This window comes from Streptomyces sp. URMC 123, assembly GCF_051386515.1.
GTDB lineage: Bacteria > Actinomycetota > Actinomycetes > Streptomycetales > Streptomycetaceae > Streptomyces.
Window position 1 is genome coordinate 46,890 of record NZ_JBPQTV010000005.1, and the last position, 24,224, is coordinate 71,113.

22 protein-coding genes are annotated in these 24,224 nt (G+C 73.6%); 6 read left to right on the plus strand and 16 right to left on the minus strand.

Going from position 1 to position 24,224, the window contains the following annotated elements; translation table 11 throughout:
• Nucleotides 1–17: 17 nt before the first annotated feature.
• The 8 genes from ACSNOD_RS01800 to ACSNOD_RS01835 all read right to left on the minus strand — a co-directional run bounded on the left by ACSNOD_RS01800 (nt 18) and on the right by ACSNOD_RS01835 (nt 10,207).
• Nucleotides 18–2,303, minus strand: a complete 2,286-nt coding sequence (locus tag ACSNOD_RS01800; RefSeq protein WP_436764896.1) for a bifunctional salicylyl-CoA 5-hydroxylase/oxidoreductase — start codon at nt 2,301–2,303, stop codon at nt 18–20.
• Nucleotides 2,300–3,127 carry an enoyl-CoA hydratase family protein gene (locus ACSNOD_RS01805; RefSeq protein ID WP_436764897.1) on the minus strand — a complete coding sequence of 276 codons (828 nt, stop codon included), beginning with the start codon at nt 3,125–3,127 and terminating at the stop codon, nt 2,300–2,302. The genes ACSNOD_RS01800 and ACSNOD_RS01805 overlap by 4 nt, the downstream gene beginning before the upstream one ends.
• 165 nt (nt 3,128–3,292) lie before the next feature.
• On the minus strand, nt 3,293–4,291 hold the full coding sequence (gene argF, locus ACSNOD_RS01810; protein WP_436764898.1) for an ornithine carbamoyltransferase: 999 nt from the start codon (nt 4,289–4,291) through the stop codon (nt 3,293–3,295).
• Nucleotides 4,292–4,401: 110 nt separating this feature from the next.
• The gene (locus ACSNOD_RS01815) at nt 4,402–5,628 is read right to left on the minus strand and encodes an arginine deiminase (RefSeq protein ID WP_436764899.1); all 1,227 of its coding nucleotides are present in this window, start codon (nt 5,626–5,628) and stop codon (nt 4,402–4,404) included.
• 94 nt (nt 5,629–5,722) lie between these two features.
• Nucleotides 5,723–7,450, minus strand: coding sequence for an acyl-CoA dehydrogenase family protein (locus ACSNOD_RS01820; RefSeq protein ID WP_436764900.1), 1,728 nt, complete (start codon nt 7,448–7,450; stop codon nt 5,723–5,725).
• Nucleotides 7,451–7,625: 175 nt separating this feature from the next.
• A complete protein-coding gene (locus ACSNOD_RS01825; protein WP_436764901.1) occupies nt 7,626–8,171 on the minus strand; it encodes a PadR family transcriptional regulator in 546 nt (181 codons plus the stop codon).
• 106 nt (nt 8,172–8,277) lie between these two features.
• Nucleotides 8,278–9,189, minus strand: coding sequence for a homocysteine S-methyltransferase (gene mmuM / locus ACSNOD_RS01830; protein WP_436764917.1), 912 nt, complete (start codon nt 9,187–9,189; stop codon nt 8,278–8,280).
• Nucleotides 9,190–9,283: 94 nt separating this feature from the next.
• On the minus strand, nt 9,284–10,207 hold the full coding sequence (locus tag ACSNOD_RS01835) for an LLM class F420-dependent oxidoreductase (RefSeq protein ID WP_436764902.1): 924 nt from the start codon (nt 10,205–10,207) through the stop codon (nt 9,284–9,286).
• 354 nt (nt 10,208–10,561) lie between these two features.
• Between ACSNOD_RS01835 and ACSNOD_RS01840 the strand changes: the two genes are divergently transcribed.
• On the plus strand, nt 10,562–10,843 hold the full coding sequence (locus ACSNOD_RS01840) for a hypothetical protein (RefSeq protein WP_436764903.1): 282 nt from the start codon (nt 10,562–10,564) through the stop codon (nt 10,841–10,843).
• A gap of 71 nt (nt 10,844–10,914) precedes the next feature.
• Here the strand turns inward: ACSNOD_RS01840 and ACSNOD_RS01845 are convergent, their stop codons facing one another.
• The 5 genes from ACSNOD_RS01845 to ACSNOD_RS01865 form a co-directional block, all read right to left on the minus strand.
• The gene (locus tag ACSNOD_RS01845; RefSeq protein ID WP_436764904.1) at nt 10,915–11,400 is read right to left on the minus strand and encodes a DUF6099 family protein; all 486 of its coding nucleotides are present in this window, start codon (nt 11,398–11,400) and stop codon (nt 10,915–10,917) included.
• Nucleotides 11,401–11,580: 180 nt separating this feature from the next.
• On the minus strand, nt 11,581–11,904 hold the full coding sequence (locus ACSNOD_RS01850; RefSeq protein WP_436764918.1) for a nucleotide pyrophosphohydrolase: 324 nt from the start codon (nt 11,902–11,904) through the stop codon (nt 11,581–11,583).
• An 85-nt stretch (nt 11,905–11,989) separates the two neighbouring features.
• Nucleotides 11,990–13,135, minus strand: a complete 1,146-nt coding sequence (locus ACSNOD_RS01855; RefSeq protein WP_436764905.1) for an AAA family ATPase — start codon at nt 13,133–13,135, stop codon at nt 11,990–11,992.
• Between the two features lie 145 nt (nt 13,136–13,280).
• Nucleotides 13,281–13,670 carry a cell division protein SepF gene (locus ACSNOD_RS01860; RefSeq protein WP_436764906.1) on the minus strand — a complete coding sequence of 130 codons (390 nt, stop codon included), beginning with the start codon at nt 13,668–13,670 and terminating at the stop codon, nt 13,281–13,283.
• A gap of 97 nt (nt 13,671–13,767) precedes the next feature.
• On the minus strand, nt 13,768–14,970 hold the full coding sequence (locus ACSNOD_RS01865) for a LysR family transcriptional regulator (protein WP_436764907.1): 1,203 nt from the start codon (nt 14,968–14,970) through the stop codon (nt 13,768–13,770).
• A gap of 302 nt (nt 14,971–15,272) precedes the next feature.
• Here ACSNOD_RS01865 and ACSNOD_RS01870 point away from each other — a divergent pair, with 302 nt between their 5' ends.
• Entirely contained in the window at nt 15,273–16,196 is a 924-nt protein-coding gene (locus ACSNOD_RS01870; protein ID WP_436764919.1) for a serine hydrolase, read from the plus strand.
• Between the two features lie 200 nt (nt 16,197–16,396).
• Entirely contained in the window at nt 16,397–17,347 is a 951-nt protein-coding gene (locus tag ACSNOD_RS01875) for an MBL fold metallo-hydrolase (RefSeq protein WP_436764920.1), read from the plus strand.
• A 23-nt stretch (nt 17,348–17,370) separates the two neighbouring features.
• Here ACSNOD_RS01875 and ACSNOD_RS01880 read toward each other — a convergent pair whose 3' ends face one another.
• Nucleotides 17,371–17,973 (minus strand): TetR/AcrR family transcriptional regulator, encoded by a 603-nt coding sequence (locus ACSNOD_RS01880; protein WP_436764908.1) that lies wholly within the window; start codon nt 17,971–17,973, stop codon nt 17,371–17,373.
• Nucleotides 17,974–18,093: 120 nt separating this feature from the next.
• On the opposite strand from ACSNOD_RS01880, the gene ACSNOD_RS01885 reads away from it, so the two are divergent.
• Nucleotides 18,094–18,279, plus strand: a complete 186-nt coding sequence (locus tag ACSNOD_RS01885; RefSeq protein ID WP_436764909.1) for a DUF6243 family protein — start codon at nt 18,094–18,096, stop codon at nt 18,277–18,279.
• Between the two features lie 104 nt (nt 18,280–18,383).
• Here the strand turns inward: ACSNOD_RS01885 and erm are convergent, their stop codons facing one another.
• Nucleotides 18,384–19,235: a 23S ribosomal RNA methyltransferase Erm gene (erm, locus tag ACSNOD_RS01890; RefSeq protein WP_436764910.1), complete on the minus strand. Its 852-nt coding sequence runs from the start codon at nt 19,233–19,235 to the stop codon at nt 18,384–18,386.
• A 419-nt stretch (nt 19,236–19,654) separates the two neighbouring features.
• On the opposite strand from erm, the gene ACSNOD_RS01895 reads away from it, so the two are divergent.
• Nucleotides 19,655–21,316 (plus strand): TlrC/CarA/OleB/SrmB family ABC-F type ribosomal protection protein, encoded by a 1,662-nt coding sequence (locus tag ACSNOD_RS01895; protein WP_436764911.1) that lies wholly within the window; start codon nt 19,655–19,657, stop codon nt 21,314–21,316.
• A gap of 23 nt (nt 21,317–21,339) precedes the next feature.
• Here the strand turns inward: ACSNOD_RS01895 and ACSNOD_RS01900 are convergent, their stop codons facing one another.
• Nucleotides 21,340–22,707, minus strand: coding sequence for a cytochrome P450 family protein (locus ACSNOD_RS01900; protein ID WP_436764912.1), 1,368 nt, complete (start codon nt 22,705–22,707; stop codon nt 21,340–21,342).
• Nucleotides 22,708–23,018: 311 nt separating this feature from the next.
• Between ACSNOD_RS01900 and ACSNOD_RS01905 the strand changes: the two genes are divergently transcribed.
• The coding region (locus tag ACSNOD_RS01905; protein ID WP_436764913.1) for an acyltransferase family protein at nt 23,019–24,224 on the plus strand (1,206 nt) is incomplete at its 3' end.

Here is a 24,224-nt window from a genome sequence, read left to right on the forward strand (position 1 = left end):
GCCCGTTCCCCGTCCTTTCACAGGGACAGCCGGGGCTTGGGGGCGTCCGTGCGGCCGGTGGGCGGGCGGCGGCTGCCCTGCCGGTACTGCACCGGCCAGGGCGCGCCCGCCCCGGCGTACCCTTGTTCCACGGCGGCGTGCAGCGTCCAGTGCGGGTCGTAGAGGTGCGGCCGGGCCAGCGCGCACAGGTCCGCCCGCCCGGCGAGGACGATCGAGTTGACGTCGTCCCAGGAGGAGATGGCGCCGACCGCGATGACCGGGATGTCCACGGAGTTGCGGACCCGGTCGGCGTACGGGGTCTGGAAGGACCGCCCGAACTCGGGCTGTTCCTCGGGGACGACCTGGCCGGTGGAGACGTCGATGGCGTCGGCGCCGTGGGCGGCGAAGGCACGGGCGATCTCCACCGCGTCCTCGGCGGTGGTGCCGCCGTCGGCCCAGTCCGTGGCCGAGACCCGTACGGTCATGGGGCGCTCGGCCGGCCAGACGGCCCGCACCGCGTCGAAGACCTCCAGCGGGTAGCGCAGCCGGTGCGCCAGGTCGCCGCCGTAGCCGTCGGTGCGGCGGTTGGTGAGCGGGGAGAGGAAGCCGGAGAGCAGATAGCCGTGGGCGCAGTGGAGTTCGAGCAGATCGAAGCCGCAGCGCACGGCCCGGCGGGCGGCGGCGGCGAACTGCTCGCGGATCTCGGTCATGCCCTGCCGGTCCAGGGCGTGCGGCACCTGGTTGACGCCGGCGCGGTACGGCAGCGGGGAGGCGGCGACGACCGGCCAGTTGCCCTCCGGGAGGGGCTGGTCGATGCCCTCCCACTGCCGGCGCGTCGAGCCCTTGCGGCCGCTGTGCCCGAGCTGCACCCCGACGGCGACGCCGGGCGAGGCGGCGCGCGCGGCGGTGACGATCCGGCGCCAGGCGTCCTCGTGCTCGGGCGCGTAGAGGCCGGCGCAGCCGGGCGTGATCCGGCCGGGGGCGCTGACGCACACCATCTCGGTCATCACCAGGCCCGCCCCGCCGAGCGCGCGGGCCCCCAGGTGGATGAGGTGGAAGTCGCCGGGGGTGCCGTCGACGGCCGAGTACATGTCCATGGGCGAGACGACGACGCGGTTGCGCAGGGTGAGGCCGCGCAGCCGGAAGGGCGTGAACATCGGCGGGGTGCCGGGCGGCACGCCGAGTTCGCGCTCGACCGCGTCGACGAACTCCGCGTCGCGCAGCCGCAGGTTGTCGTGGGTGACCCGGCGGCTGCGGGTGAGCAGGTTGAACGCGAACTGGCGGGGCGGCTGGCCGAGGTAGGTGTCGAGGTTCTCGAACCACTCCAGGCTGGCGCGGGCCGCGCGCTGGGTGGAGGCGACGACGGGGCGGCGCTCCTCCTCGTAGGCGGCGAGCGCGGCCGGCAGGTCGCTGTGTTCGCGCAGGCAGGCGGCGAGGGCGAGGGCGTCCTCGACGGCGAGCTTGGTGCCGGAGCCGATGGAGAAGTGCGCGGTGTGGGCGGCGTCGCCGAGGAGCACGACGCGCCCGTGCGACCAGCGCTCGTTGACGACGGTGGTGAAGGCGGTCCACTGGGAGCGGTTGCCGCGCAGCGGGCGGCCGCCGAGCGCGTCGGCGAAGAGCTCGGCGCAGGCGCGCGCCGAGTCGCTCTCGCCGAGGCGGTCGAGCCCGGCGCGCCGCCACACCTCCTCGCGCATCTCGACGACGACGGTGCTGGCGTCCTTGGCGTAGGGGTAGCCGTGGAGCTGTGCCACGCCGTGCGCGGTCTCGGTGATCTCGAAGCGGAAGGCGTCGAAGGCGAAGTCGGCGGCGAGCCAGATGTAGCGGCAGCGGTGGGTGGTCAGGCGCGGCCGGAAGACCTCGGCGTGGGCGCGCCGGGTCGCGCTGTGCACCCCGTCGGCCGCGACGACCAGGTCGTGGTCGACGGCCAGGGCGGCGGCGGGGGGCGCGGGGGTGCCGAAGCGCAGCTCGACGCCGAGGGAGCGGCAGCGCTCGTGGAGCACGGCGAGCAGCCGGCGGCGGCCGATGGCGGCGAAGCCGTGGCCGCCGGAGGTGAGGGTGCGGCCGCGGTGCACGATGTCGATGTCGTCCCAGCGGACGAACTCCTCGCTCAGGGCGGCGTGCACGACCGGGTCGGCGTGTTCGATGCCGCCGAGGGTCTCGTCGGAGAGGACGACGCCGAAGCCGAAGGTGTCGTCGGGGGCGTTGCGCTCCCAGACGGTGATCCGGCGGTCGGGGTCGAGCCGTTTGAGGAGGGCGGCGGCGTAGAGCCCGCCGGGGCCGCCGCCGACGACCGCGATGCGGGCCCCGTCGGTGAGGGCCGTCATCGGCCCCGCCACCGGGGGGCGCGCTTCTCGGTGAACGCGGAGTGGAACTCTGCGTAGTCCGCGCCGTGCATCAGCAGCGCCTGGGTGGCCGCGTCGAGTTCGACGGAGGCGGCGAGCGGCATGTCGAGCTCGGCGGTGAGGAGGGCCTTGGTCTGGGCCAGGGCGAGGGCCGGCCCGTCGGCGAGGCGGCGGGCGAGGGCGGCGGCAGCCTCGTCGGCGGTGCCCTCGGCGACCAGGGAGCTGATCAGGCCGATGCGTTCGGCCTCGGCGGCGGCGACCGGTTCGCCGAGCATCAGCAGCCGGGTGGCGTGGCCGAGGCCGACCACCCGGGGCAGGAGGTAGGCGGCGCCCATGTCGCCGCCGGAGAGGCCCACGGCGGTGAAGAGGAACGCGAAGCGGGCGGTGGGGTCGGCGACGCGGAAGTCGGCGGCCAGGGCGAGCACCGCCCCGGCGCCGGCCGCGGCGCCGTGCAGGGCGGCGATCACGGGGAACGGGCACTCCCGCAGGGCGCGGACGACCTGCCCGGTCATGCGGTTGAAGTCGAGCAACTCGGCGGTGTCCATGGTGAGGGTGGCGCCGATGATCTCGTCGACGTCGCCGCCGGAGCAGAAGCCGCGCCCCTCGCCGCCGAGGACCAGGGCCCGCACGGAGCGCCGGGTGGACAGCTCGGCGAGGAGGTCGCGCAGATCCGCGTAGGCGCCGAAGGTGAGGGCGTTGAGCCTGCGAGGGCGGGCGAGGGTGACGGTGGCGACGCCGTCGTCCACGGTCAGCCGCACATGGCGCCACTCGTCGACCCGGGGTGCGGAGCTGGGGAACGGGCTCATGGTGCGCGGCCTCCTTCAGCCGAGCGGCCGGTTGCCTGCCCGCCGAAGCTATCACTGGTACGTGACTGTCGTCACGAGTGCGCGATATGCGTTCCCCGGTCCGCGGCCCGCCGCCGGGCCGGCTCGGGTCAGGGTTCCAGGGCCGGGGCCCGTCGCCGGGCCGGCTCAGGTCATCGTGGCGACGAGCACCGCCTTGATGGTGTGCATGCGGTTCTCCGCCTCGTCGAACACCACCGAGTGCTCCGACTCGAAGACCTCGTCGGTGACCTCCAGCGAGGTCAGCCCGTGCCGCTCGTGGATCTCCCGGCCGATGGCGGTGCCCAGGTCGTGGAAGGCCGGGAGGCAGTGCAGGAACTTCACCTCGGGGCGGCCGGTGGCGCGCAGCACGTCCATGGTGACGGCGTACGGGCGGAGCAGCGCGATCCGCTCGTCCCAGACATGGGCCGGCTCGCCCATCGAGACCCAGACGTCGGTGGCGACGAAGTCGGCGCCGCGCACGCCCTCGCCGACGTCCTCGGTGAGGGTGACCCGGGCGCCGCTGAGCTCCGCGAGGGCCCGCGCCCGCTTGACGATCTCCTCGTCGGGCCAGAGCACCCGGGGCGCGACGATCCGCACGTCCATGCCCAGCAGCGCGCCGGTCACGAGGTACGAGTTGCCCATGTTGTAGCGGGCGTCGCCGAGGTAGGCGTAGGCGATCTCCTCCAGCGGCCGGGGGGTGTGCTCGGTCATCGTGAGCACGTCGGCGAGCATCTGGGTGGGGTGCCAGGTGTCGGTGAGCCCGTTGAAGACGGGGACCCCGGCGTGCGCGGCGAGCTCCTCGACGATCTCCTGGCCGGCGCCGCGGTACTCGATGGCGTCGAACATCCGGCCGAGCACCCGGGCGGTGTCCTTGACGGACTCCTTGTGGCCCATCTGCGAGCCGGTGGGGTCGAGATAGGTGGTCGAGGCGCCCTGGTCCGCGGCGGCGACCTCGAAGGCGCACCGGGTGCGGGTGGAGGTCTTCTCGAAGATCAGCGCGATGTTGCGGCCGGTGAGGCGCCGCACCTCGGCGCCGGCGCGCTTGTCGGCCTTCAGCCGGGCGGCCAGCTCCAGCAGAGAGCGGAACTCCGCCGCGGTGAAGTCCAGCTCCTTGAGGAAGTGACGGCCTGAGAGATCTGTGGACATCGCCGGTGAGCTCCTGGGTGGTGCGGGTGAGGCATGGAATTCTATACGACGATCCGCATCTCTATACAGACTTTGGGTGCACCGGGGACCCCGGCCGGAAGTGCGGGCGCTCAGACCGGATCGCGCTCCACCGGGCAGCTCATGCACCGGGGGCCGCCGCGGCCCCGACCCAGCTCGCTGCCGGGGATCGTGATCACCTCGATGCCCCGCTTCCGCAGGAACGTGTTGGTGGTGGCGTTGCGCTCGTAGGCCACCACCACGCCCGGCTCCACGGCCAGCACATTGCAGCCATCGTCCCACTGCTCGCGCTCGGCGGAGTGCACGTCCTGGGTGGCGGTGAGCACTCTGATGTCGTCCAGGCCCAGGGCGGCCGCGATGGCCCGGTGCATGTGCTCCGGCGGGTGGTCGCCGACCTTGAGCTCCCGCTCCCCCGCGCCCGGCTGGATGGTGTACGAGCGCAGCGAGCCCAGCCCCGCGTACTGGGTGAAGGTGTCCCCGTCCACCATGGTCATCACGGTGTCCAGGTGCATGAACGCCCGGCCCTTCGGCATGTCCAGGGCCACGATGGTGTGCGCCGACCCGGCGGCGAACAGCCCGCGCGCCAGCATCTCCACCGCCTGCGGGGTGGTGCGCTCGCTCATGCCGATCAGCACCGCGCCATTGCCGATCACCATGACGTCGCCGCCCTCGATCGTGGACGGGTAGGCGCTCTGCCCCTCCGACCAGACGTGGAAGGCCCCGGAGGAGGTGAACAGCGGATGGTGCCGGTAGATCGCCTCGAAGTGCACGGTCTCCCGCTGCCGGGCCGGCCAGCGCATGGCGTTGATCGACACCCCGTCGTACACCCACGCCGAGGTGTCCCGGGTGAACAGGTGGTTGGGCAGCGGGGCCAGCAGGAAGTCGTCCAGGTCCATCACATGGAAGCGGACGGAGGTCGGCTCGGCGTGCCGCTCCAGGAACTCCCGCTTGGTCATCCCGCCGACCAGCGCCTCCACCAGATCCGCCACCGACAGCTCGTCGAAGGCGGCGCGCAGATGGTCGGTGGCCAGCGGGCCGTACTCCTTCTCGTCGAAGACCCGGTCCAGCACCAGCCTGCGGGCCTCCGGCACCGTCAGGGTCTCGGCGAGCAGATCCCCGAAGAGATGCACCTCGACCCCGCGGTCGCGCAGCACATCGGCGAACCCGTCGTGCTCCTGCCGGGCCCGGCGCACCCACAGCAGATCGTCGAAGAGCAGCGCGTCCTTGTTGGTGGGGGTCAGCCGCTTGAGCTCCAGATCCGGGCGGTGCAGGATGACGCGGCGCAGCCGCCCGGCCTCGGAATCGACATGGAAAGCCATCTCTCCATCCTGGCCGAGCCGGGCGGCGCGCGCGCCCGCGCGGACGCGATTCATGCGGGACGCGCCCCGGGCTCAGGGGCGCGTCCCGGATTCCTCAGGGCTTCATCTCGTACGCGCCCGACAGCGCCTCGACCCGGGACCAGACGCGGGCGGTGCGCTCGGCGTCCACGACCGGGCGGCGGACGGCGTCCAGCGCCCAGGCGCGCTGCTGCTCGGTGGCCGAGTCCTTGCCGTAGAGCTCCACGGCGTGCCCGGAGAAGTCGCGGACCAGGATGGCGAAGAGCTCGTCCAGGACGTCGCCGTCCAGGTCGGTGAGGGCGGCCTGCTCCAGGATGAGCTGGGCGTGCACGACCAGGGCGAAGAGCTGGCCGACGGAGAGCAGCAGATCGAGGTCCTTGCTCTGCGCCTCGTCGGGGGCCGCGGTGGTGACGAAGGCGCACAGCGCGTCGGCCTGCTCCCGGAAGCGGGCGACGTTCGCCACGCCGGCGTGGGCGTCGAAGGCGGTGCGCCAGTCGTGGAAGCGGATGGAGCCCAGCCCGCGGGCGGGGCCCTGGCGGAAGAGGAACGTGTCGTCCGCGGCGTCCAGGCGGGTGGGCACCGGGGCGTACTCGGCCGGGGCGAGCAGATGGTTGCCCATGAACTTGAGGATCAGCGCGAGGTTGACGTGGACGGTCCCCTCCAGCTTGGGCAGGCCGCGGATCTCGCGGGCGGCCTGGCCGAAGTAGGTGTCGCGCTCGAAGCCCTTGGCCGCGATCACGTCCCACAGCAGGTCGATGACCTTCTCGCCCTCGGTGGTCACCTTCATCTTCGTCATCGGGTTGAAGAGGAGGTAGCGGCGGTCCTCGGCGGAGGCCGTGCGGAAGTAGTCGACGGCGCGGTCGCTGAAGAGCTTCATGCCAACCAGCCGGGCGTAGGCGTCGGTGAGCTCGCGGCGCACATGCGGGAAGTCGGTGACGCGGCGGCCGTAGAGGACGCGGTTGTGGGCGTGGGTGACGGCCTCGTACATGGCGTGTTCGCAGATGCCGATGGAGGCGGTGCACAGGTTGAACTTGCCGACGTTGACGGTGTTCAGGGCCGCGTCGAAGGCGGCTCGGCCGGTGTGCAGGATGTCCTCGGGCCGCACCGGGTAGCCGTCGAGCCGGAACTCGCTGACGTACTTGGAGGAGTCGACGACATTGCGCACCAGGTGGTAGTCCGGGTGGCGGCTGTCGGCGGCGAAGAAGACATAGCCGTCGGGGCCCTCGACATCGGCGCGCCGGCCGAAGACGGAGACCAGGCCGGCGGCGTTGCCGTTGCCGATGTAGTACTTGGCGCCGGTGGCCCGGAAGCCGCCCTCGACCTCGGGGTCGGGGGTGAGCAGCATGTCGGTGGAGTAGATGTCCGCGCCGTGGGTCTTCTCGGAGAGGCCGAAGGCGAACACCTCGCCGCGCTCCAGCAGCTCGGCGGCCCGGGCGCGGGCGGCCTCGTTGTCGCTCTGCCAGACCGGGCCCAGCCCGAGGATGGTGACCTGCCAGGCGTACCAGTAGTCGAGCCCGTAGAAGCCGAAGATCTCGTTCAGGGCGGCGATCCGCGCGGTGTCCCAGCGCTTGTCCGTGTCGTCCCCGGCCTCGGCCGCGGGGGTGAGGAAGGTGGCGAACAGCCGCTCCTTGGCCGCGAAGGCCAGGAAGTCCTCCAGCCAGACCCGGTCGAGGTAGTCGGCCATGAGCCTCCTCTTGCCGCGCTCCTCGAACCAGTCGACGGTGGCGCGCAGCAGCCTGCGGGTCTCCGGGTCGAAGTGGGCCGGGTCGTAGGTGCGCGGGTTGAACAGCAGCGGGTCCGCCATGGTTGCGGGTCGCCTTCCTGGGTCGGGGCCCCGGGGCGTGCCGCGGAGCCGGTGACGAGTCGATGGGACGTCGATGGGACGAGGACGGGGGAACGGGGCGGGCGGTACGGGGTCGGGTGGCGCGCCGGTGGCCGGGCGCGGGACGGCGCGTGGTGCGCGCCGTGGGGGCGGGGCGTCAGCCCGCGCCCACCCGGCGCAGGGTGGCGAGCACGTCGTCGAGCCAGGCGAGCGTCATCCGCTCGTACTCGATGCCGCCGCGCAGCACCACGTGCTGGAGCTGCTGCCCCGCGTCGAGCTCCGCGCCCTCGGGGAAGTCGCGCCGCTCCCCCGCGAGGTAGCGGGCGAGCCGTTCGGCGTGGGCGGCGCGGTGCCGCTCGACCTCGGCGATCAGATCGGTGGGGTCGTCGAACGCGGCGCCCCTGACCTTCACCGCGAGATCGTGGCGAACGCTCTCCGGCTCGACCGGGCGGCGCAGCCACTCGGTGAGCGCGGCCCGGCCGGGGCCGGCCACGGAGTACACCTTCTTGTCCGGCCGGGCGTCCTGCGCCACCTCGCGCACCGCCACCCAGCCGTCGTTCTCCATGCGCTTGAGCACGCGGTAGATCTGCTGGTGGGTCGCGGTCCAGAAGTAGCCGATGGACCGTTCGAACCGCCGGGCCAGCTCGTATCCGGACCCCGGCTGTTCGAGGAGGGAGACGAGAATCGCGTGCTCGAGCGCCATGCGCGCATCCTCTATGCAACGAGTTGCATAGCGCAAGAGTCCCCGGGCGCGAGTGAGCCAGACCTCACCGCCGCCGCGGGCGGTGGCCGGAAGGGGGCTTTCCGCGTCACGCCTCCGGCCGGGCGGGGTCCGGGCCGCTGAACGGCGGCCGGGCCGTCAGCCGGGCGATGTGCGCGGGGCCCACCCGGCAGCAGCCGCCGATCAGCCGGGCGCCGGCCGCGTACCAGTCCGCCGCCTTCGCCGGGTCGTAGCCGACCGGGCCCCGCCAGTCCCCCGCCGCCGCGTCCCAGCGCTCCCCGCTGTTGGGGTAGGCCACGACCGGCTTCCCGCTCTCCCGCGCGGCGACGGCGATCGCCTCGTCGACGTCCCGTGGATCACAGCAGTTCACCCCGGCGGCGATCACCTGCCGCTCCCCCGCCACCAGGGAGAACGCCTCCTCCAGCGGCTGCCCGGCCCGGGTCCTCCCGCCGGCGACGGTGTAGGAGAGCCACACGGGCAGGCCCGTGCCCGCCACCGCTCGCAGCAGGGCCTCGGCCTCGTCGACGTCCGGCACCGTCTCCAGGGCCAGCACATCGGGTCCGGCGGCGGCCAGCGCCTCGACGCGCGGCCGGTGGAAGCGCTCCAGCTCGGCCACGCTCAGCCCGTACGCGCCGCGGTACTCACTGCCGTCCGCCAGCATCGCCCCGTACGGGCCCACGGACGCCGCGACCCATACGTCGTCCCGCCCGCCGGCCGCCCGCCGGGCCAGCTCGACGCTCCGCCCCAGCAGCGCCGCCGTCCGCGCCCGGCCGATGCCGCGCCGGGCGAACCCCTCGAAGGTCGCCTGATAGCTGGCGGTGATCAGCACCCGCGCCCCCGCGCGCAGATAGGCCGTGTGCGCCGCCTCCAGCTGCTCGGGGGCGTCGAGCAGCAGCCGCGCCGACCAGAGGGCGTCGGACAGATCGCAGCCCTGGGCCGCCAGCTGGTTGGACAGGCCCCCGTCGAGCGGGACCGGGCCCTCGGCGAGGGCGTCGGCCAGGGGCCCGGCACCCCTCGGCTCACCGCTCCTCGGCTCACCGCTCCTCGGGCCGCCGCCCCTCGGGTCGCTCAACGGGGCCTCCCTCATCCGAGCCTCACCCGAGCTGGGACTGCACCTGGGAGGAGATCAGCTCCAGGTGCTCCAGATCGTGCAGGTCGAGCACCTGGAGGTAGATCCGGCTGGAGCCGATCTCCTGGTAGCGGCCGATCTTCTCGACGACCTCGGCCGGGGAACCCGCCAGGCCGTTCTCCTTCAGCTCATCCACCTCCCGTCCGATCGCGGCCGCCCTGCGGGCCACCTCGGCGTCGCTCTTGCCGACACAGACCACGAGGGCGTTGGAGTACACCAGGTCGTCCCCCTTGCGCCCGGCCGCCTCGGCGGCCTCCCGCACCCGGCCGAACTGCCGCCGGCTGTCCTCCACCGACGCGAAGGGGATGTTGAACTCCTGCGCGTACCGGGCGGCGAGCCGCGGGGTGCGGGTGGCGCCGTGGCCGCCGATCAGCAGCGGCACCGTGGGCTGTGCGGGCTTGGGCAGCGCCGGGCAGTCCTTGAGCTGGTAGTAGGCGCCGTCGAAGTCGAAGGTGCCGCCGACCTCCGTGGCCCACAGCCCGGTGACGATCGCCAGCTGCTCCTCCAGCCGCGCGAACTTCTCCTTGGGGAAGGGGATGCCGTACGCGCGGTGCTCCTCCTCGAACCAGCCGGCCCCCAGACCGAGTTCCACCCGGCCGCCCGACATCTGGTCGACCTGGGCCACCTGAATGGCCAGCACACCGGGGAGCCGGAAGGTGCCGGCCGTCATCAGGGTGCCGAGCCGGATGCGCCGGGTCTCCCGGGCGAGCCCGGCCAGGGTGATCCAGGCGTCCGTGGGGCCGGGCAGCCCGTCGGACGAGCCCATGGCCAGATAGTGGTCGGAGCGGAAGAAGGCGTCGAAACCGAGGTCCTCGGTGGCCTTGGCGACGGTGAGCAGCGTGTCGTAGTCCGCGCCCTGCTGGGGCTCGGTGAAGATACGGAGATCCATGCCTCCCATCCTGCACCGTGAGCCGCGGACGAGCCTCCGTCAACCGCGCCCTCGGTGCCGGGCGGGTTTCGCCCCGGTCGAGTGAAAAACCGTCAAGCCGATGAGTCGACTCGCGCCCTGCCAGTGACCGGCGGGGCGGGTGATCGTTGGCTCGGGCGGAGCCGGACCGCCCGGCCCGCGCGCCGGCGGCCGCTGCCGGAAGCGTTGATCGCTACACCGTCCTCTCCCGGTGAGTTCCCGCTGAGGGGCGCGTCGGGTCCCGCGTATGCACAGGGGCCGACAGGCGTCTCGTCGGGGCCGCCGTGCCCGTCGGGCGCGGCGGGTCGGGAGCGGGACCGGTCCCAGGAGACCGACATGTCCCAGGAAGCCGTCCCCGGCCAGGCCCTTTCCGACCCCTCCGGGGAGGACGGGGCCGCGTCCGGCCAGGCTGCGCCCGACAGCAGCGCGCCCCAGCAGGGCATGCCCGAGCAGCAGACAGGCGCGCCCAAGGGTCTGCTTCAGCAGATGGAGGAGCTGATGGCGGCGCTCAACGCCGACCTGTCGCAGCTCGACGCGGATCTTCAGTCCTCCGCGGGCGCCCCGCCGCGCCCCGCGGGCTCCGCGGCTCCGGACGAGGAGCGCACGGGCCGAGGCTGAGCCGCCCCCAGGGGCACCGACCGCACCGATCGCGCCGATCACACGGGCCCTGCCGGCCGTGCCGGTCATGGTCATGGCCCCCATGCCGACCCCGCCGTCGAGTCGGGCAACGACCGCTCCCGCACCGCGAGCCGCCGCAGCAGCCCGCGCACGCGGTCGCTGGACTCGTCGGCGGCGTCGATCGCTTCGATGCACTGCCAGTACAGCCCCTCCTCGTCCGCCGAGCAGGCGACACCGACCAGGGCTATCCCCACCTCCCCGAAGAGCCCGCCGAGGCTCGATAAGACGCCTCTCGGATCGCGCACCGCCGTCAGCTGCATGGCCCGGACGCCACGGCCGCACAGGACCGCATGGTGCGGGGAGCCGCAGGCTCTGCTACCTGCCTCGCTCAATTCGAACGCGTCCGCCCTGAGCTCCGGCGGGCCGTTGATCGCCAGATGGCTGCCGACCGCTTCCGCGAGGGCCTGCGCCTGCCATGCCTCGGCGATGATTTCCCGCGCCGCCCGGGTCTGCGCCAGAGCGTGCCGAGTGGCTCCGATGAGCCGAGCCGCGTCCATGCGCTGTCCCCCTCCGTGCGACATCCATGCGTCGGTGAAGCCGTCACTACGTCACTACCCAGAGTGATGGCGATTGACGCGCATGGCCAGGGGGATTCGGAAATCTGTGGACAACAAGCCCGCTGTTGATAACTTCATCACTCCGGAGAGTGACGACCCGGACGCAGGAACCATGGCCGGCTACGCCCCGGCCGGCCCCCGTACCGGGAACCGCTCCTCGTTCCGCTCGATCTTCGCGGCGAGCGCGGCGAGCGGATCGACGCCGACCGCCGCGCTGAACTGGAGCAGATACGCCAGCACATCGGCGACCTCGTCGGCCACGCGATGCGCCGTGCCCGGGTCGGCCATCACCCGCTCCGACTCCTCCGGGGTGAGCCACTGGAAGATCTCCAGCAGCTCCGACGCCTCCACGCTCAGCGCCGAGGCGAGGTTCTTGGGCGTGTGGAACGGCTGCCAGTGGCGGGCCGCCGCGAAGTCGGCCAGCCGGCGCTGGAGCGCGCCCAGTTCGCCGTGCGGGCGCGCTCCGCCGAGCGGCTCCCCGGGGCCGGTCCCGCTGTCGTCGCGCGTCTCGTGGTCAAGGTTCGGAATGTCACTCACGCCCCAGGTCTACCACCGTCACCCCCGGCACGCCCGCGGCGCAGGTCCCGTCCTGCACCGTCCCCACCAGCCGGACATGCCCCCGCTCGCCCATCCGCGCCGCCAGGCCCAGCAGTTCGCGGGCCTGGCGCCGGTCCAGGCAGCGGTCCAGCCCGTCCGCCAGGACCGTGAGCGTCTGCCGCGCGGGCAGCACTTCCGCGACCGGGTCCATCGCCAGCACGCCCGGCCCCGTGAGCAGCACCAGCGCCAGGGCCAGATAGCGCAGTTCGCCGTCGCCCAGCCGCTCCACCGGGGTCGCGCCCAGGGGCCCTCGGTCCAGCACGGCTCGTACCCTGCCGTCCCCCAACGGCCGCGCCGCGAGGTCCTCCACCGGCCCCGCGCAGCCCGTCCGGGAGGCGGCGACCAGCGCCGCGTGCCGGGTGGCGCACTCCGCGCGGGTGCGGTGCAGCACCTCGGCGAGGTTGTCGCAGCCGCCCAGCAGCCGCCCCTCGCCCAGGGGCACCGGCGCCCGCATCCGCTCCGGCCGCGGGTCGCACGCGAACACCGTGCGCAGCGCCACCACCACCTGCTCCGCCGCGGCCAGCACCAGGCGCTGGCCCCTCGTCCTGCCCGCCACCCGCAGCGGCAGCAGCGCGGTGCTCAACCGGTCGTCGGGCAGCGGGGCCCGGGTGACCGGGACGGCGCCCGCCGTGTGCCAGGCGGCCTGGACCGTACGGCGGCCGGGGTCGCGCAGCGCCGTCGAGAGCAGCACCTGCCCGCTGCCGGACAAGCGCTCGCCCGCCACCCGCAGTTCCGGTTCCGTCTGCACCGCGAGGTCCAGCCGTACGGGGCCGACGGGCCCGTCCACGGTGCAGCCGATGCGGAAGCCGCGCCGGCCCTCCGCGTCCGGCCGGGCCTGCTCGGGCACGCACGCCGCGGCGTCGCCGAACGCCTCGTCCAGGCAGTAGCCGGCGCCGAGCCGGGCCAGCGCCTCGTAGGCGCCGAGCGCGCCCGTCTTGCCGCTGCCGCTCGGCCCGGCGAAGAGCGTCAGGGAGTCGAGCGGAAAGACCGCCCCGCGGTGCGATTTGAAGGCGGAGAGCCGCAGTTCGGTCACCCGGGGCCGGTGTTCGGGGCCCGCGCACGCGCTGGATGCGTCCATGCCGGGACGGTACGCAGCATGATCCCGCCGAACCGTTTCGCCGGACCGACTTTCCTACGATCGGGGTACGGGTGCGGGCGCGGTACGAGTGCGGGTGCGGGCGCGGTACGAGTGCGGGTGCGGGCGCGGTACGGGTGCGGGCGTGTCAGATCGCGCCGCGGCCCTGGCCGGCGACCTCCGTGCCCTCGGGGGCCAGCAGGAAGACGTTCCGGTCGACGCGGTGCATGGCGCAGTCGAGGCCGAACACCACACCGCTGGAGAAGTCCAGGACGCGCTTGGCGACATCGGGGTCGGTGGCGCTCAGGTCCAGCAGCACCGGCACGTACGCCATGAGGTACTCCGCGACCTCGCGCGCGTCGGCGAAGCACTGCACCCGCAGGACGACCAGCTGGCGGGTCTCCTCGTGCGCCCCTCCGGGCTCGGTGCGGCCCTCGGGCGGCCAGGTCGGCCAGGCGTCGCGGCCCCGCAGCGGCACGACCTCGGCGAGCCCCTCCCACTGTTCGTCGTCGGTGACGGTGGCGTTTCGTCCGTTCACCGGTCCTCCTGGAGGGCGAATTCGCTGGATATCAACATCCCGCACACCTTAGTGATGAACACACCGGGACGGGGCGGAGCGACACAAGAGGGACCCCTCAACTGTGATGAGGGCCATCCGTTTCCGGTGGCCGCCCCCCGAGTGCCCCCTGAGCGTAGACGACCGACCAGGGGCGCGGACCGCCGGTGGTCAGGACGCCGTCACCGGGGTGATCGGTTCCCGCCCCGCCGGGCGCGGTGGCACCCGTTCCCACGGCGCGTGTTCCCGAAGAGCGCGCGCCCATTCCCGTACCCGCGCCCGTTCCCGCTCCCGTGTCCCTTCCCGTGCCCGTGTCCCTTCCGGTCGCGGCGGGGAGCGTCGGCGGGGCGCCCGCCCCCGGTGCGTCCCGTACGGAGACCCCGGACGCGGTCAGCGCCCCGGCCAGCACCTCGGCCGCGAGTTCGGCGAAGCGCCGCGCCGCGGGGTGCCGGCCGCCCGTGGCGGGCCAGGCGGCGGAGGTCCGCCGCACCAGGGGGCGGCCGGCCAGCGGCCGCCAGGCGACCCGCGGTTCCCTGCGGGCCGCCGCCCCGCTGTCGAAGGCGGCCCCCAGGCCCGCCGTGACCAGCCCGAACAGGAAGTCGGCGTCCGTGGCGTGCCGGACGCGCCCGGGGGTGAAGCCGGCGGCGCGACACGTGTCCAGCACGCGGTCGTACCACCCCGGCGCCTCCGCCCGCGGGAAGAGCACCAGGTCCTGGCCGGCCAGGTCCGCCAGGGCCACCTCGTCCCGGCGGGCCAGGGGCGAGGTCCGGGGCAGGACGACGCCGAGTTCGGCCCCGACGGCGGGCCCGCAGACCAGGCCGGTGGCCTCCAGGGGGTGGGTGACCAGGCCGATGTCGAGCTCTCCGGTGGCCAGCAGCGCGCACTGTTCGGCGGTGGTCGCCTCCCGCAGGTCGACGACGAGCCCGGGGGCGCGCTCGGCGGCCGCGCCCAGCAGCGCCTTGAGCACGGCCGGGGCGGTCCGGGGCGGCACTCCGGCCCGGAGGGTGCCGAGGTCGCCGTCGCGGGCGGCCCGCATCGCGGCGCGCAGCCGGTCCTCGGCGGCGAGCAGGGCACGGGCCTCGGTCAGCAGGGTGGCGCCGGCGGCGGTCAGCCGCACCTGCCGCCGGGAGCGGTCGAAGAGTTCGTCGCCCAGTTCCTGTTCGAGGCGCCGGATGGTACGGCTCAGCGGCGGCTGGGCGGTGCCCAGCAGCTCGGCCGCCCGGCCGAAGTGCAGCTCTTCGGCGACGACAATGAAACAGCGCAGGTGGCGCAGGAGATCCACCGCGCGACCCTAGCGAAGTGACGACGAGGCCGATGGGCGGGGGGCGGGGGACGGCGATGGACGACGGCACGATTCAGGCGCGGGTGCGGGCGGTCTTCGAGCGCGCGGGCGCGGAGGGGCGGCTGCACGCGGTGGAGATCCGCCCGCCGTACGGGGGTGGGGGGAGCGCGGTGGGCTCGCCCCACGGCCGGACGACGGGCGCGGCGGCCGGCGTGGACCCCAGCCCCGCAACTGGCGCGGCCCACGACGGGACGACCGGCCCGGCGACCGGCACGGCCGAAGGCCGGGTTGCCAGCCCGGCGATGGCCACGGCCCACGGCCAGGCCGAAAGCCCGGCGGCCGGCACGGCGGTCGGGGGGAGCCATGGGCAGGTCGTGGGAACCGTGAACGCTCCGTGGGGAAGCGCTTCGCGCGAGGTCGCGGTCGGGGCCGACGACCGTGTGGTGATCGCGTCGATCTTCAAGGTGCTGCTCGTGCTGGAGTTCGCCCGGCAGGCGGCCCTCGGCCAGCTCGACCCCCGGGAGCGGGTGCGGGTGACGGCGGCCGACCGGCTCGGCGGCTGGGGCACCGCGGGCTGCCTCGACGACGTCGAGATGTCGCTGCGGGACCTGGCGTTCTTCGCCCTCTCCGTCAGCGACAACTCCGCGGCCGACCTGCTGATGCGCGCCGTCGGCCCCGACACCGTGGCCCTGCTGGCGGCCGAACTGGGGCTGGAGCGCACCCGGATCGTCGGTGGCCCGCGCGAACAGCTGGAGGCGCTGCTCGCGGACGTGGGGGCGCGCTCGGAGGAGGAGTTCGCGGCCGTCTACCCCACGCTCACCGCCGAACGGATCGGGAGCCTGCGGGTCCTGGACCCGGAGCGGACCACGTCCAGCACGCCCCGGGAGATGACCCGGCTGCTCACGATGGTGTGGCGGGACGAGGCGGGGCCGCCGCGGGCGTGCGCGCAGGTGCGCGAGCTCCTGGCGCGCCAGGTCTTCCGGCACCGCCTCGTCTCCGGCTTCCCCGACGACGTGCTGGTCTCGGCCAAGACGGGCACGCTGCCGGGGCTGCACATGGAGGCGGGGGTCATCGACTACCCGGACGGCGGGCAGTACGCCGTGGCGGCCTTCGCGCGCACCCCGGACCTGCGGGCCGGCCGCGCGGCGGTGGACGCCGCGCTGGGCGCCGCGGCCCGGCTCGCCGTCGATTTCCTGCGCGGGCAGGCCCCGGACCCACGGCCCTGACCTGGTCTCATAGCCGAACGGTCATGGGTGGGGCGAGGTGTGGGTCTTGGACCGCGCGCCGCGGCGGCTGCTCTGCTACGGCCATGAACGACACGCCACGTTTCGACACCGCACGGTCCACCGACGCGCCCGCCGACCCGTCCGCCGACGCGTCCGCGAACGCGTCCCGTGGCCGCGCGCGGACCCTCGACCGCCGGCGGCTGCTGCGGGGCTTCGCCCTGGCCGCCGCGATACCCGCCCTGGCATCGGCCGGGGCCGCCGCGTCCACCATGCGGGACACCGCCGGCGCGGCCGGGGGCGGCGCGTCCCGTACGGGGGCCACGTTCCGCTGGTTCGGCACCACCGGCTGGCGGATCGACTTCCACGGCAGAACGGTGCTCGTCGACCCGTATCTGACCCGCTTCTCCACAGGACTGTTCGAGCCGGGCGGGACCTTCGACGACAAGGCCGCGCTGCGCACCGACGAGGCGCTGGTGCGGCGGCACATCGGCAAGCCCGAGCTCGTGCTCGTCAGCCACAGCCACTGGGACCACCTCAACGACGTGCCGTACATCGCGAAGAGCACGGGCGCGCGGATCGTCGGCACGGAGACCACGTACCACCTGCTGTGCTCGATGGGGGTGGACGCCGGACAGATCTCGGTGGTGCGCGGCGGCGAGGTGCTGGACTTCGACGGCTGCGTGGTCGAGGTGGTCTCCGCCCGGCACAGCCGCAACGCGCGGCACGGCTACTTCCGGCCGGGCACCCTGACCGCGCCGCCGGCCCGCGCCCCGAGGACCATCGCCGATCTGCCCGAGGGCGACACGCTGGCGTTCCAGGTCACCCCGCCCGGTGGCCCGTCGGCGTTCCTGATGGGGGCGAGCGACTTCGCCGAGCGCGACACCACCGGGCTGCGCCCGGACGTCGCCATGATCGCGGTGCCGGGCTCCACGGCGACCCATCGCTATGTCCCCCGGCTGCTCGGCGCGCTGGGCGGGCCCCGCACCGTCGTGCCGGTGCACTGGGACAACTTCGAGACGCCGCTGGCCAATCCGGTCCGCCCCGATCCCACGGTCTCGCTCAAAAGCTTCCTCGACCAGGTGGCGAAGGCCAGCCCGGCCTCCCGGGTGGTCGTCCCCGAGTACCTCACGCCGTACCGGTGGGGCGGCTGACGCGGCCGCGACCCCGGAACGGCTCAGCGCGGTGCCAGCCCGCGGAGCGTGAGCTCGACGAGGGTGTCGGCGTACGCGTGGGTGAGGGGGCCGTCGCCCAGCAGCCAGCGGTGGGCGATGGGGCCGGCCAGCATCTCCACGGCGATCCGCGGGTCGACGTCCGGGGCGAGCTGTCCGGCCCGCCGGGCGGAGTCCAGGCGCTCCAGGCAGCGGCGTAACGGGGGCTCCACGAGGCGCGCCACCAGGTCCTCCCCGAGCTCCGGGTCGGCGATGCCGGCGGCGGCGAGGGCGCGGGCGGGGACGTCGTACCCGGGGTCGCTCATCGTGTCGACGGTGGCCCGGAGCACGGTCTTGAGGTCGGCCTCCAGGTCACCGGTGTCGGGGATGGCGCCCCCGGTCCGGGCGATGTCGTCGGTGAGGGAGACGACGGCGTCGCGGAGGATGGCGGCCTTGGAGGGCCACCAGCGGTAGATGGTCTGCTTGCCGACGCCGGCCCGGGCGGCCACGCCCTCGATGGTCACCTTGGGGTATCCGACCTCGTGGACGAGTTCCAGCGTGGCGCCCAGGATCGCGCTGTGGGTGCGGCGACGGCGGTGGGCGGCTTCGGGTGCGCGGTTGATGGGCATGGGAACAGCGTAGGGCTTGGCGAGTCGATACGTATCGTCTTGACAAGACGCAACGTATCGTCCAAGCTCATGGATGTGCCGAGACGGAACGACTCGGCTCACCGACGAAAGGAGAAGCCCATGGCCAGGGGAGCAGGAAACATGCTGGGCGTCGGCGGCACCCGCTCCAAGCTCTCCCGCAGCGCGATGCGCGGCGGGAGGAAGGGCGGGGCGCCCCAGGGCGGCATCGACCCGCTGGAGCAGAAGCGGGAGCTGCTGCGCAAGCTCAGGGAAGCGCGGTCCTCCGATGAAACCCCCGCGTCGTGAGGACCCTTCCGTGAGAGGGCCGGCTGCGTACGGCCAGGGTCGTACGCAGCCGGTTCACCCGCCGAAAGGGGCGGCGCGGAGCGCCGGAAGAGGCCGGGAGAGTGTCAGGAGCCGGTCGACTGCCGGTGCGCGCGGTACAGCGCGGCCCAGTCGCGTACGTCGAGGTCCTTGACCCGGTCGGCGGGCCGGACCCCGGCACCGCGCACGAACTGGGCATGGCCCCGGCGCAGCACCTTGCGCAGGGCCTCACCGATCGTCAACTGACCGGTGTCGAAGATCTGTTGCGTGAAGCGCTGATAGGCGACGCGCTCGGACCACGGCACGGGCGGCCGGCGGCGCGGTGTCACGATCAGCGTCTGGGTGTCGGCGCGCGGTACGGGGCTGAAGTCCTGGCGGGAGAAGGCCAGTCCTTCCCCGAACGCGTACCACGGCTCCCACTGGGCGTTGAAGAGATTGCCGCCCCAGGCGCCGGTCCGCTTGCCCACGTACTCGCGCTGCAGCAGGAATACCCCCTGGCGCATCCGGTCCGGCCCCAACTCCAGGCAGCGACGGAGGATTTTGGTGCCGGAGACGAAGGGCAGATTGCCTATCAAACGGACCGGTTGCCGGGGCAGCCGTAAGGTCAGGAAGTCCTCGTTCGCCACCGTGACGTCGGGCAGCGATTCGGCGGCCAGCCGGCGCGCCCAATGGGCGTCGATCTCCACCGCCAGCAGGGGGTGTCCCTTCGATGCCAGCGCCTTGGTGATCCGGCCGGAACCCGCGCCTATCTCGACGGTCAGAATCCCCTCCGAGGGGGCGCCGGTCGAGGCGGCGTACGAGGCGTCCAGCTGGTCGGAGAAACGGCGGGCCGCGGCGGCCGAACGGAAGAAATTCTGCCCCCACTCCCTCCGGGCGGCGCCGCGGGACGCGGCGGCTGCGGAGGGCGATCTCGGCGGCACCAGCGGTTTCGAGTTCACGCGGGAAAACGTACTCATCCAAGATCCGAAGGTCCATCAATTGGCCGTACATCCAACGGAAATCAGCCAATCACCGGCTCGATCGCGCCGCCGCTCGGCGGCCCCTTCGCACCTGTCGCGAGCCGGCGCGATACGGGTCGGCACCCCTTCGGATCTCATCGCCGTCGGCACCACTGCCACGCTTGCCGGGGCAGTGAACGAACACCTAGAATGGGCACCATGGGTTCTCTGTGATAGCCGGGGACGCGGCCGCGTCGAGCTGAGCTCCGCCGCCGTGTCCATCCGTGCACTCCCGAAATACGCCGTTCCGATGTCATCGGCCGTGTCGGCGTTCTCCGCTGTCGGGCCCCCGGGCCAGGACGGCTCCTCGCGTGTGCGGATTCCCCACCCATCCTCGGCCGAGAACAGGAGGACCTCGCGTGCTCACCGCACAACTGGCTCTGCATGACATCACCAAGCGCTACCACGACCGCGTCGTGCTCGACCGGGTCGGCTTCACCGTCAAGCCGGGCGAGAAGGTCGGCGTCATCGGCGACAACGGCTCCGGCAAGTCCACCCTGCTCAAGCTGATCGCCGGCCGGGAGCAGGCCGACAACGGGGCGATCACCGTGGTCGCCCCGGGCGGCACCGGCTATCTGGCGCAGACGCTGGAACTGCCCCCGGAGGCCACCGTTCAGGACGCCGTCGACCTGGCCCTGGCCGAGCTGCGCGAGCTGGAGGCGGGGATGCGCCGGGCCGAGGCCGAGCTGGCCGATCGGCCCTACCGCCCCGGCCCGGACAAGGAGTTGGCCGCCCTGCTCGAGTCGTACGCCGCGCTGGTCGAGCGGTACCAGGCCCGCGGCGGCTACGAGGCCGACGCGCGGGTCGACATCGCGCTGCACGGGCTCGGCCTGCCGAGCCTGGACCGCGACCGCCGGCTGGGCACCCTCTCCGGGGGCGAGCGCTCGCGGCTGGCGCTGGCCGCGACGCTGGCGTCGGCACCCGAGCTGCTGCTGCTGGACGAGCCCACCAACGACCTGGACGACCGGGCGGTGGCCTGGCTGGAGAACCATCTGCGGGCGCACCGCGGCACGGTGGTCGCGGTCACCCACGACCGGGTGTTCCTGGAGCGGCTCACCACCACCATCCTGGAGGTGGACTCCGGCAGGGTGTCCCGCTACGGGAACGGCTACGACGGCTATCTCACCGCCAAGGCCGCGGAGCGCCAGCGGCGGCTGCGCGAGTACGAGGAGTGGCGCGCCGAGCTGGACCGCAACCGGGAGCTGGTCGCCTCCAACGTGGCGCGGCTGGACAACATTCCGCGGAAGCTGCCGTTCGCCGTCTTCGGCGCGGGCCAGTTCCGCTCCCGTGGCCGCGGGCACGGCGCGATGGGCCGCATCCGCAACGCCAAGGAGCGGGTCGCGCGGCTGACCGAGAACCCGGTGGCCCCGCCGGCCGATCCGCTGACCTTCACGGCCCGGATCACCACCGGGGGCCAGGAGGACGGGGAGCGGGCCCCGGTGGCCGAGCTCACCGAGGTGCGCGTCGGGGACCGGCTGGACGTGCCGGCGCTGACCGTGCGCCCCGGCGAGCGGCTGCTGATCACCGGTCCCAACGGGGCGGGCAAGACCACGCTGCTGCGGGTGCTGGCCGGGGAGCTGGCGCCGGACAGCGGCACGGTGCGGCTGTCCGGGCGGGTGGGGCATCTGCGGCAGGAGCAGACGCCGTGGCCGGCCGGGCTGACCGTGCCGGAGGCCTTCGCGCACGGGCGGCCCGGCCATCCGGCGGACCTCGTCGAGGAGTTGCTCTCGCTGGGCCTGTTCGGCCCGGCGGACCTGGAGCAGCGGGTGGGGGACCTCTCGTACGGGCAGCGGCGGCGGATCGAGCTGGCGCGGCTGGTGAGCGACCCGGTGGACCTGCTGCTGCTGGACGAGCCCACCAACCACCTCTCCCCCGTGCTCGTGGAGGAGCTGGAGCAGGCGTTGACGGGGTACGAGGGCGCGGTGGTGGTCGTGACGCACGACCGCCGGATGCGGTCCCGGTTCAGCGGCGCGCATCTGTCGCTGGACGCGGGTCGGATCGCCGAGTTCGTCGCGGCCTGAGGCGCGTCGCGGCCTGAGGCGCCTCAGTCCGCGCGCGCCAGGTCCTTTTCCCGCGGCTCTGCCGCCCGGCCCGGCCGCAGGGGAAGGGCGCGCAGCCGCCAGGAGCCGGGGAAGAGCTGGCGCTCCAGGTCGGACGGGGCCACGGCGAGGGCGAGATCGGGGAAGTGGCGCAGCAGCGCGCCGATCGCCGCCTCGGCCTCCTGGAGGGCGAGGGCCGCGCCCAGGCAGTAGTGCGGGCCGAAGCCGAAGCCGACATGGGTGTCGCGGCGGGGGCCGGGCTCCCGGGTGATGTCGAACCGCTCGGGGGCGGGGAAGACCTCCGGGTCGTGGCCGGCGGCGGCGATGACGGCCATGACCTGCTCGCCCTTGCGCACCGGCATGCCGCCGACGGTCAGGTCGCGGGTGGCGTAGCGGGGCTGGGTGATCTGCGCCGGGCCGCACCAGCGCATCATCTCGTGCACGGCCCGCGGCAGCAGCCCGGGCTCGGAGCGGAGCAGCGCGAGCTGGTCGGGGTGGGTGAGCAGGGCGGCGACGCCATTGCCGATGAGCTGGGCGGTGGCCTCGTTGCCGGCGGTGATGAAGGCGAGGACGAGGGTGACGATCTCCTCGTCGGTGAGCCGCTCCCCGCCGTCGCCCACGGCCTGGGCGAGGCCGGTGAGCAGGTCGCCGGTGGGCTCGGCGCGGCGCTGCTCGATCATGGTGTGGAGGCGGTCGGCCATGCCGCGCACGGCGGGCTCCAGGAGGGCGGGGTCCATGGTGTAGAAAGCCGAACTCCACGCCCGCCACTGCTCCCGCTCGGCCTCGGGGACGCCGGCTATCTCGCAGATGGTGGCGATGGACAGCGGATAGGCGAAGTGCTCCAGGAGGTCGACCGCGCCGTCCCCGGCGCGCTCGGCGAGCGTCCGGACCAGCGCGTCGACCATCGCCTCCATGGTGGGCCGCAGATGGGCGACGCGGCGCGCGGTGAAGGCGCGCGCGGAGACCTTCCGCAGCCGGGTGTGGTCGTGGCCGTCCTGGTACAGCACGCTGTCGAGCAGATAGCGCGCGTACCGCCGGGGGAAGCCGGCCTCGTCCAGGGCCTGGGCGTAGAGGTGGGGCAGGTCCATGCCGGGCACGTTGCGGGGGTTGGTCACCAGGTCCGGGTCGGACAGCACGGCCTTGACGTCGGCGTAGCGCGTGGCCATCCAGAAGGGCTCGCCCCAGGGGTACCGGCCGAGCACCAGGGGCGCCTGCTCGCGGAGCCGGGCGAAGGTGCGGTACGGGTCGTTGAGGACCCGCGGGTCCATGAGGTCGACGGCCACGTCGGCGGGCGCGGGCACGGCCTCGCCGGCGGGCGTACGGGTGGCCTCGTCGGCGGGCGCGGGAGCGAAAACGTCGGTCGGTGTACTCATCACTGCCTTCCGAGAAGTGGGGGCGGAGCGACCCGAAATGTTCTGGGGGAGTCGCGACAGTGGGGAACTGCGGCGGCCCATGCTAGGAAGCGGCCGAATAACCGGCAAGATCGACTTTGTCAGGTTCGCCGGGCGCCGTACGGGCCGCTCCGCCGTTCGGCGACTGTGTCATCTCCGCGTTGTCGCGGAATTCACCGCGCCCCAGGATGGGCCAGCCCTTTCCCCGCGGTGATCACCGCCCGCTTTCCCCGTCTCCCCGAGGACGACCCCGTCCTCGGCTTTCCCGTCCCCTGAAGAGGAGCGAGTCCCCGATGCTCCATCGCGTCGACCGTCTGCCGTCGCTCACCGGCCTCCGCTGGTTCGCGGCGTTCGCGGTATTCGCCTGTCACATCGCCCAGCAGGGCTTCTTCGCGGACCGACAGGTCGGAACCGCGCTGCTGCACATCACCACGCTCGGTTCGATCGCGGTCTCGGTCTTCTTCATGCTGAGCGGTTTCGTTCTGGCGTGGTCGGCCCGCGACGAGGATTCCGCCCCGACTTTCTGGCGGCGCCGATTCGCGAAGATCTATCCGCTGCACCTCGTCACTTTCTGCCTGGCGGCCTTCATCATCCTCTCCCTTTCGGAGCCGGTGCTGCCCGGCGGCTCCGTCTGGGACGGGCTGGTCCCCAATCTTCTGCTGGTGCAGTCATGGCTTCCCGAGCCGAGCATTGTGGCCGGGTTCAACACCCCGAGCTGGTCGCTCTCCTGCGAATTCGCTTTCTACGCCACGTTCCCGCTCTGGTACCGCCTGGTGCGCAAGATCCCGGCGCGCCGGCTGTGGTGGTGCGCCGCCGGTCTCGCCGCGGCCGTGATCTGTGTGCCGTTCGTGACGAGCCGGTTCCCGGCGAGCGCCGAGATGGCCCCCGGCATGCCGCTCAACGAGCTGTGGTTCGCCTGCTGGCTGCCGCCGGTGCGGATGCTGGAGTTCGTCCTGGGCATCGTGATGGCGCTGATCCTGCGCGCGGGCGTGTGGCGCGGCCCCCGGGTGGGGGTGGCGGCGCTGCTGCTCGCCGCGAGTTACGGCGTCACCCAGGTGGTGCCCCCGATGTTCACCATCGCCGCGTGCTCCGTCGTGCCCGCCGCCCTGCTGATCACCGCCCTGGCCGACGCCGATCTGCGCGGGAGGCGCACGGGGCTGCGCTCGGCGGTGCTGGTCCGGCTGGGCGAGTGGTCCTTCGCCTTCTATCTGGTCCACTTCATGGTCATCCGTTACGGGCACCGGCTGATGGGCGGTGAGCTGGGCTACGCGCGCCAGTGGGACACCCCGGGCGCGGTGCTGCTGGCCCTGGCGATGCTGGTGGTCGCGACCCTGGCCGGCGGGCTGCTGCACACCGTGGTCGAGCGCCCCTGCATGCGGCTGCTGGGCAGCCGCCATCCGGCCCCCGCCGCCGCTCTCGAACCCGCCACCGCCGCCGGGCCCGTCGCCGCTGCCGGGACCGCCCCCGCGCCCGAGCCCGGCCCCGACGCGGCCCCGGAG

What these genes read in the sequence shown, in the direction of transcription:
- ACSNOD_RS01800 (WP_436764896.1), bottom strand. Translation starts at nt 2,303, where the DNA reads ATGACGGCCCTCACCGACGGGGCCCGCATCGCGGTCGTCGGCGGCGGC.
- ACSNOD_RS01805 (WP_436764897.1), bottom strand. Translation starts at nt 3,127, where the DNA reads ATGAGCCCGTTCCCCAGCTCCGCACCCCGGGTCGACGAGTGGCGCCAT.
- argF (WP_436764898.1), bottom strand. Translation starts at nt 4,291, where the DNA reads ATGTCCACAGATCTCTCAGGCCGTCACTTCCTCAAGGAGCTGGACTTC.
- ACSNOD_RS01815 (WP_436764899.1), bottom strand. Translation starts at nt 5,628, where the DNA reads ATGGCTTTCCATGTCGATTCCGAGGCCGGGCGGCTGCGCCGCGTCATC.
- ACSNOD_RS01820 (WP_436764900.1), bottom strand. Translation starts at nt 7,450, where the DNA reads ATGGCGGACCCGCTGCTGTTCAACCCGCGCACCTACGACCCGGCCCAC.
- ACSNOD_RS01825 (WP_436764901.1), bottom strand. Translation starts at nt 8,171, where the DNA reads ATGGCGCTCGAGCACGCGATTCTCGTCTCCCTCCTCGAACAGCCGGGG.
- ACSNOD_RS01835 (WP_436764902.1), bottom strand. Translation starts at nt 10,207, where the DNA reads ATGGATCTCCGTATCTTCACCGAGCCCCAGCAGGGCGCGGACTACGAC.
- ACSNOD_RS01840 (WP_436764903.1), top strand. Translation starts at nt 10,562, where the DNA reads ATGTCCCAGGAAGCCGTCCCCGGCCAGGCCCTTTCCGACCCCTCCGGG.
- ACSNOD_RS01845 (WP_436764904.1), bottom strand. Translation starts at nt 11,400, where the DNA reads ATGGACGCGGCTCGGCTCATCGGAGCCACTCGGCACGCTCTGGCGCAG.
- ACSNOD_RS01855 (WP_436764905.1), bottom strand. Translation starts at nt 13,135, where the DNA reads ATGGACGCATCCAGCGCGTGCGCGGGCCCCGAACACCGGCCCCGGGTG.
- ACSNOD_RS01870 (WP_436764919.1), top strand. Translation starts at nt 15,273, where the DNA reads ATGGCCACGGCCCACGGCCAGGCCGAAAGCCCGGCGGCCGGCACGGCG.
- ACSNOD_RS01880 (WP_436764908.1), bottom strand. Translation starts at nt 17,973, where the DNA reads ATGCCCATCAACCGCGCACCCGAAGCCGCCCACCGCCGTCGCCGCACC.
- ACSNOD_RS01885 (WP_436764909.1), top strand. Translation starts at nt 18,094, where the DNA reads ATGGCCAGGGGAGCAGGAAACATGCTGGGCGTCGGCGGCACCCGCTCC.
- ACSNOD_RS01900 (WP_436764912.1), bottom strand. Translation starts at nt 22,707, where the DNA reads ATGAGTACACCGACCGACGTTTTCGCTCCCGCGCCCGCCGACGAGGCC.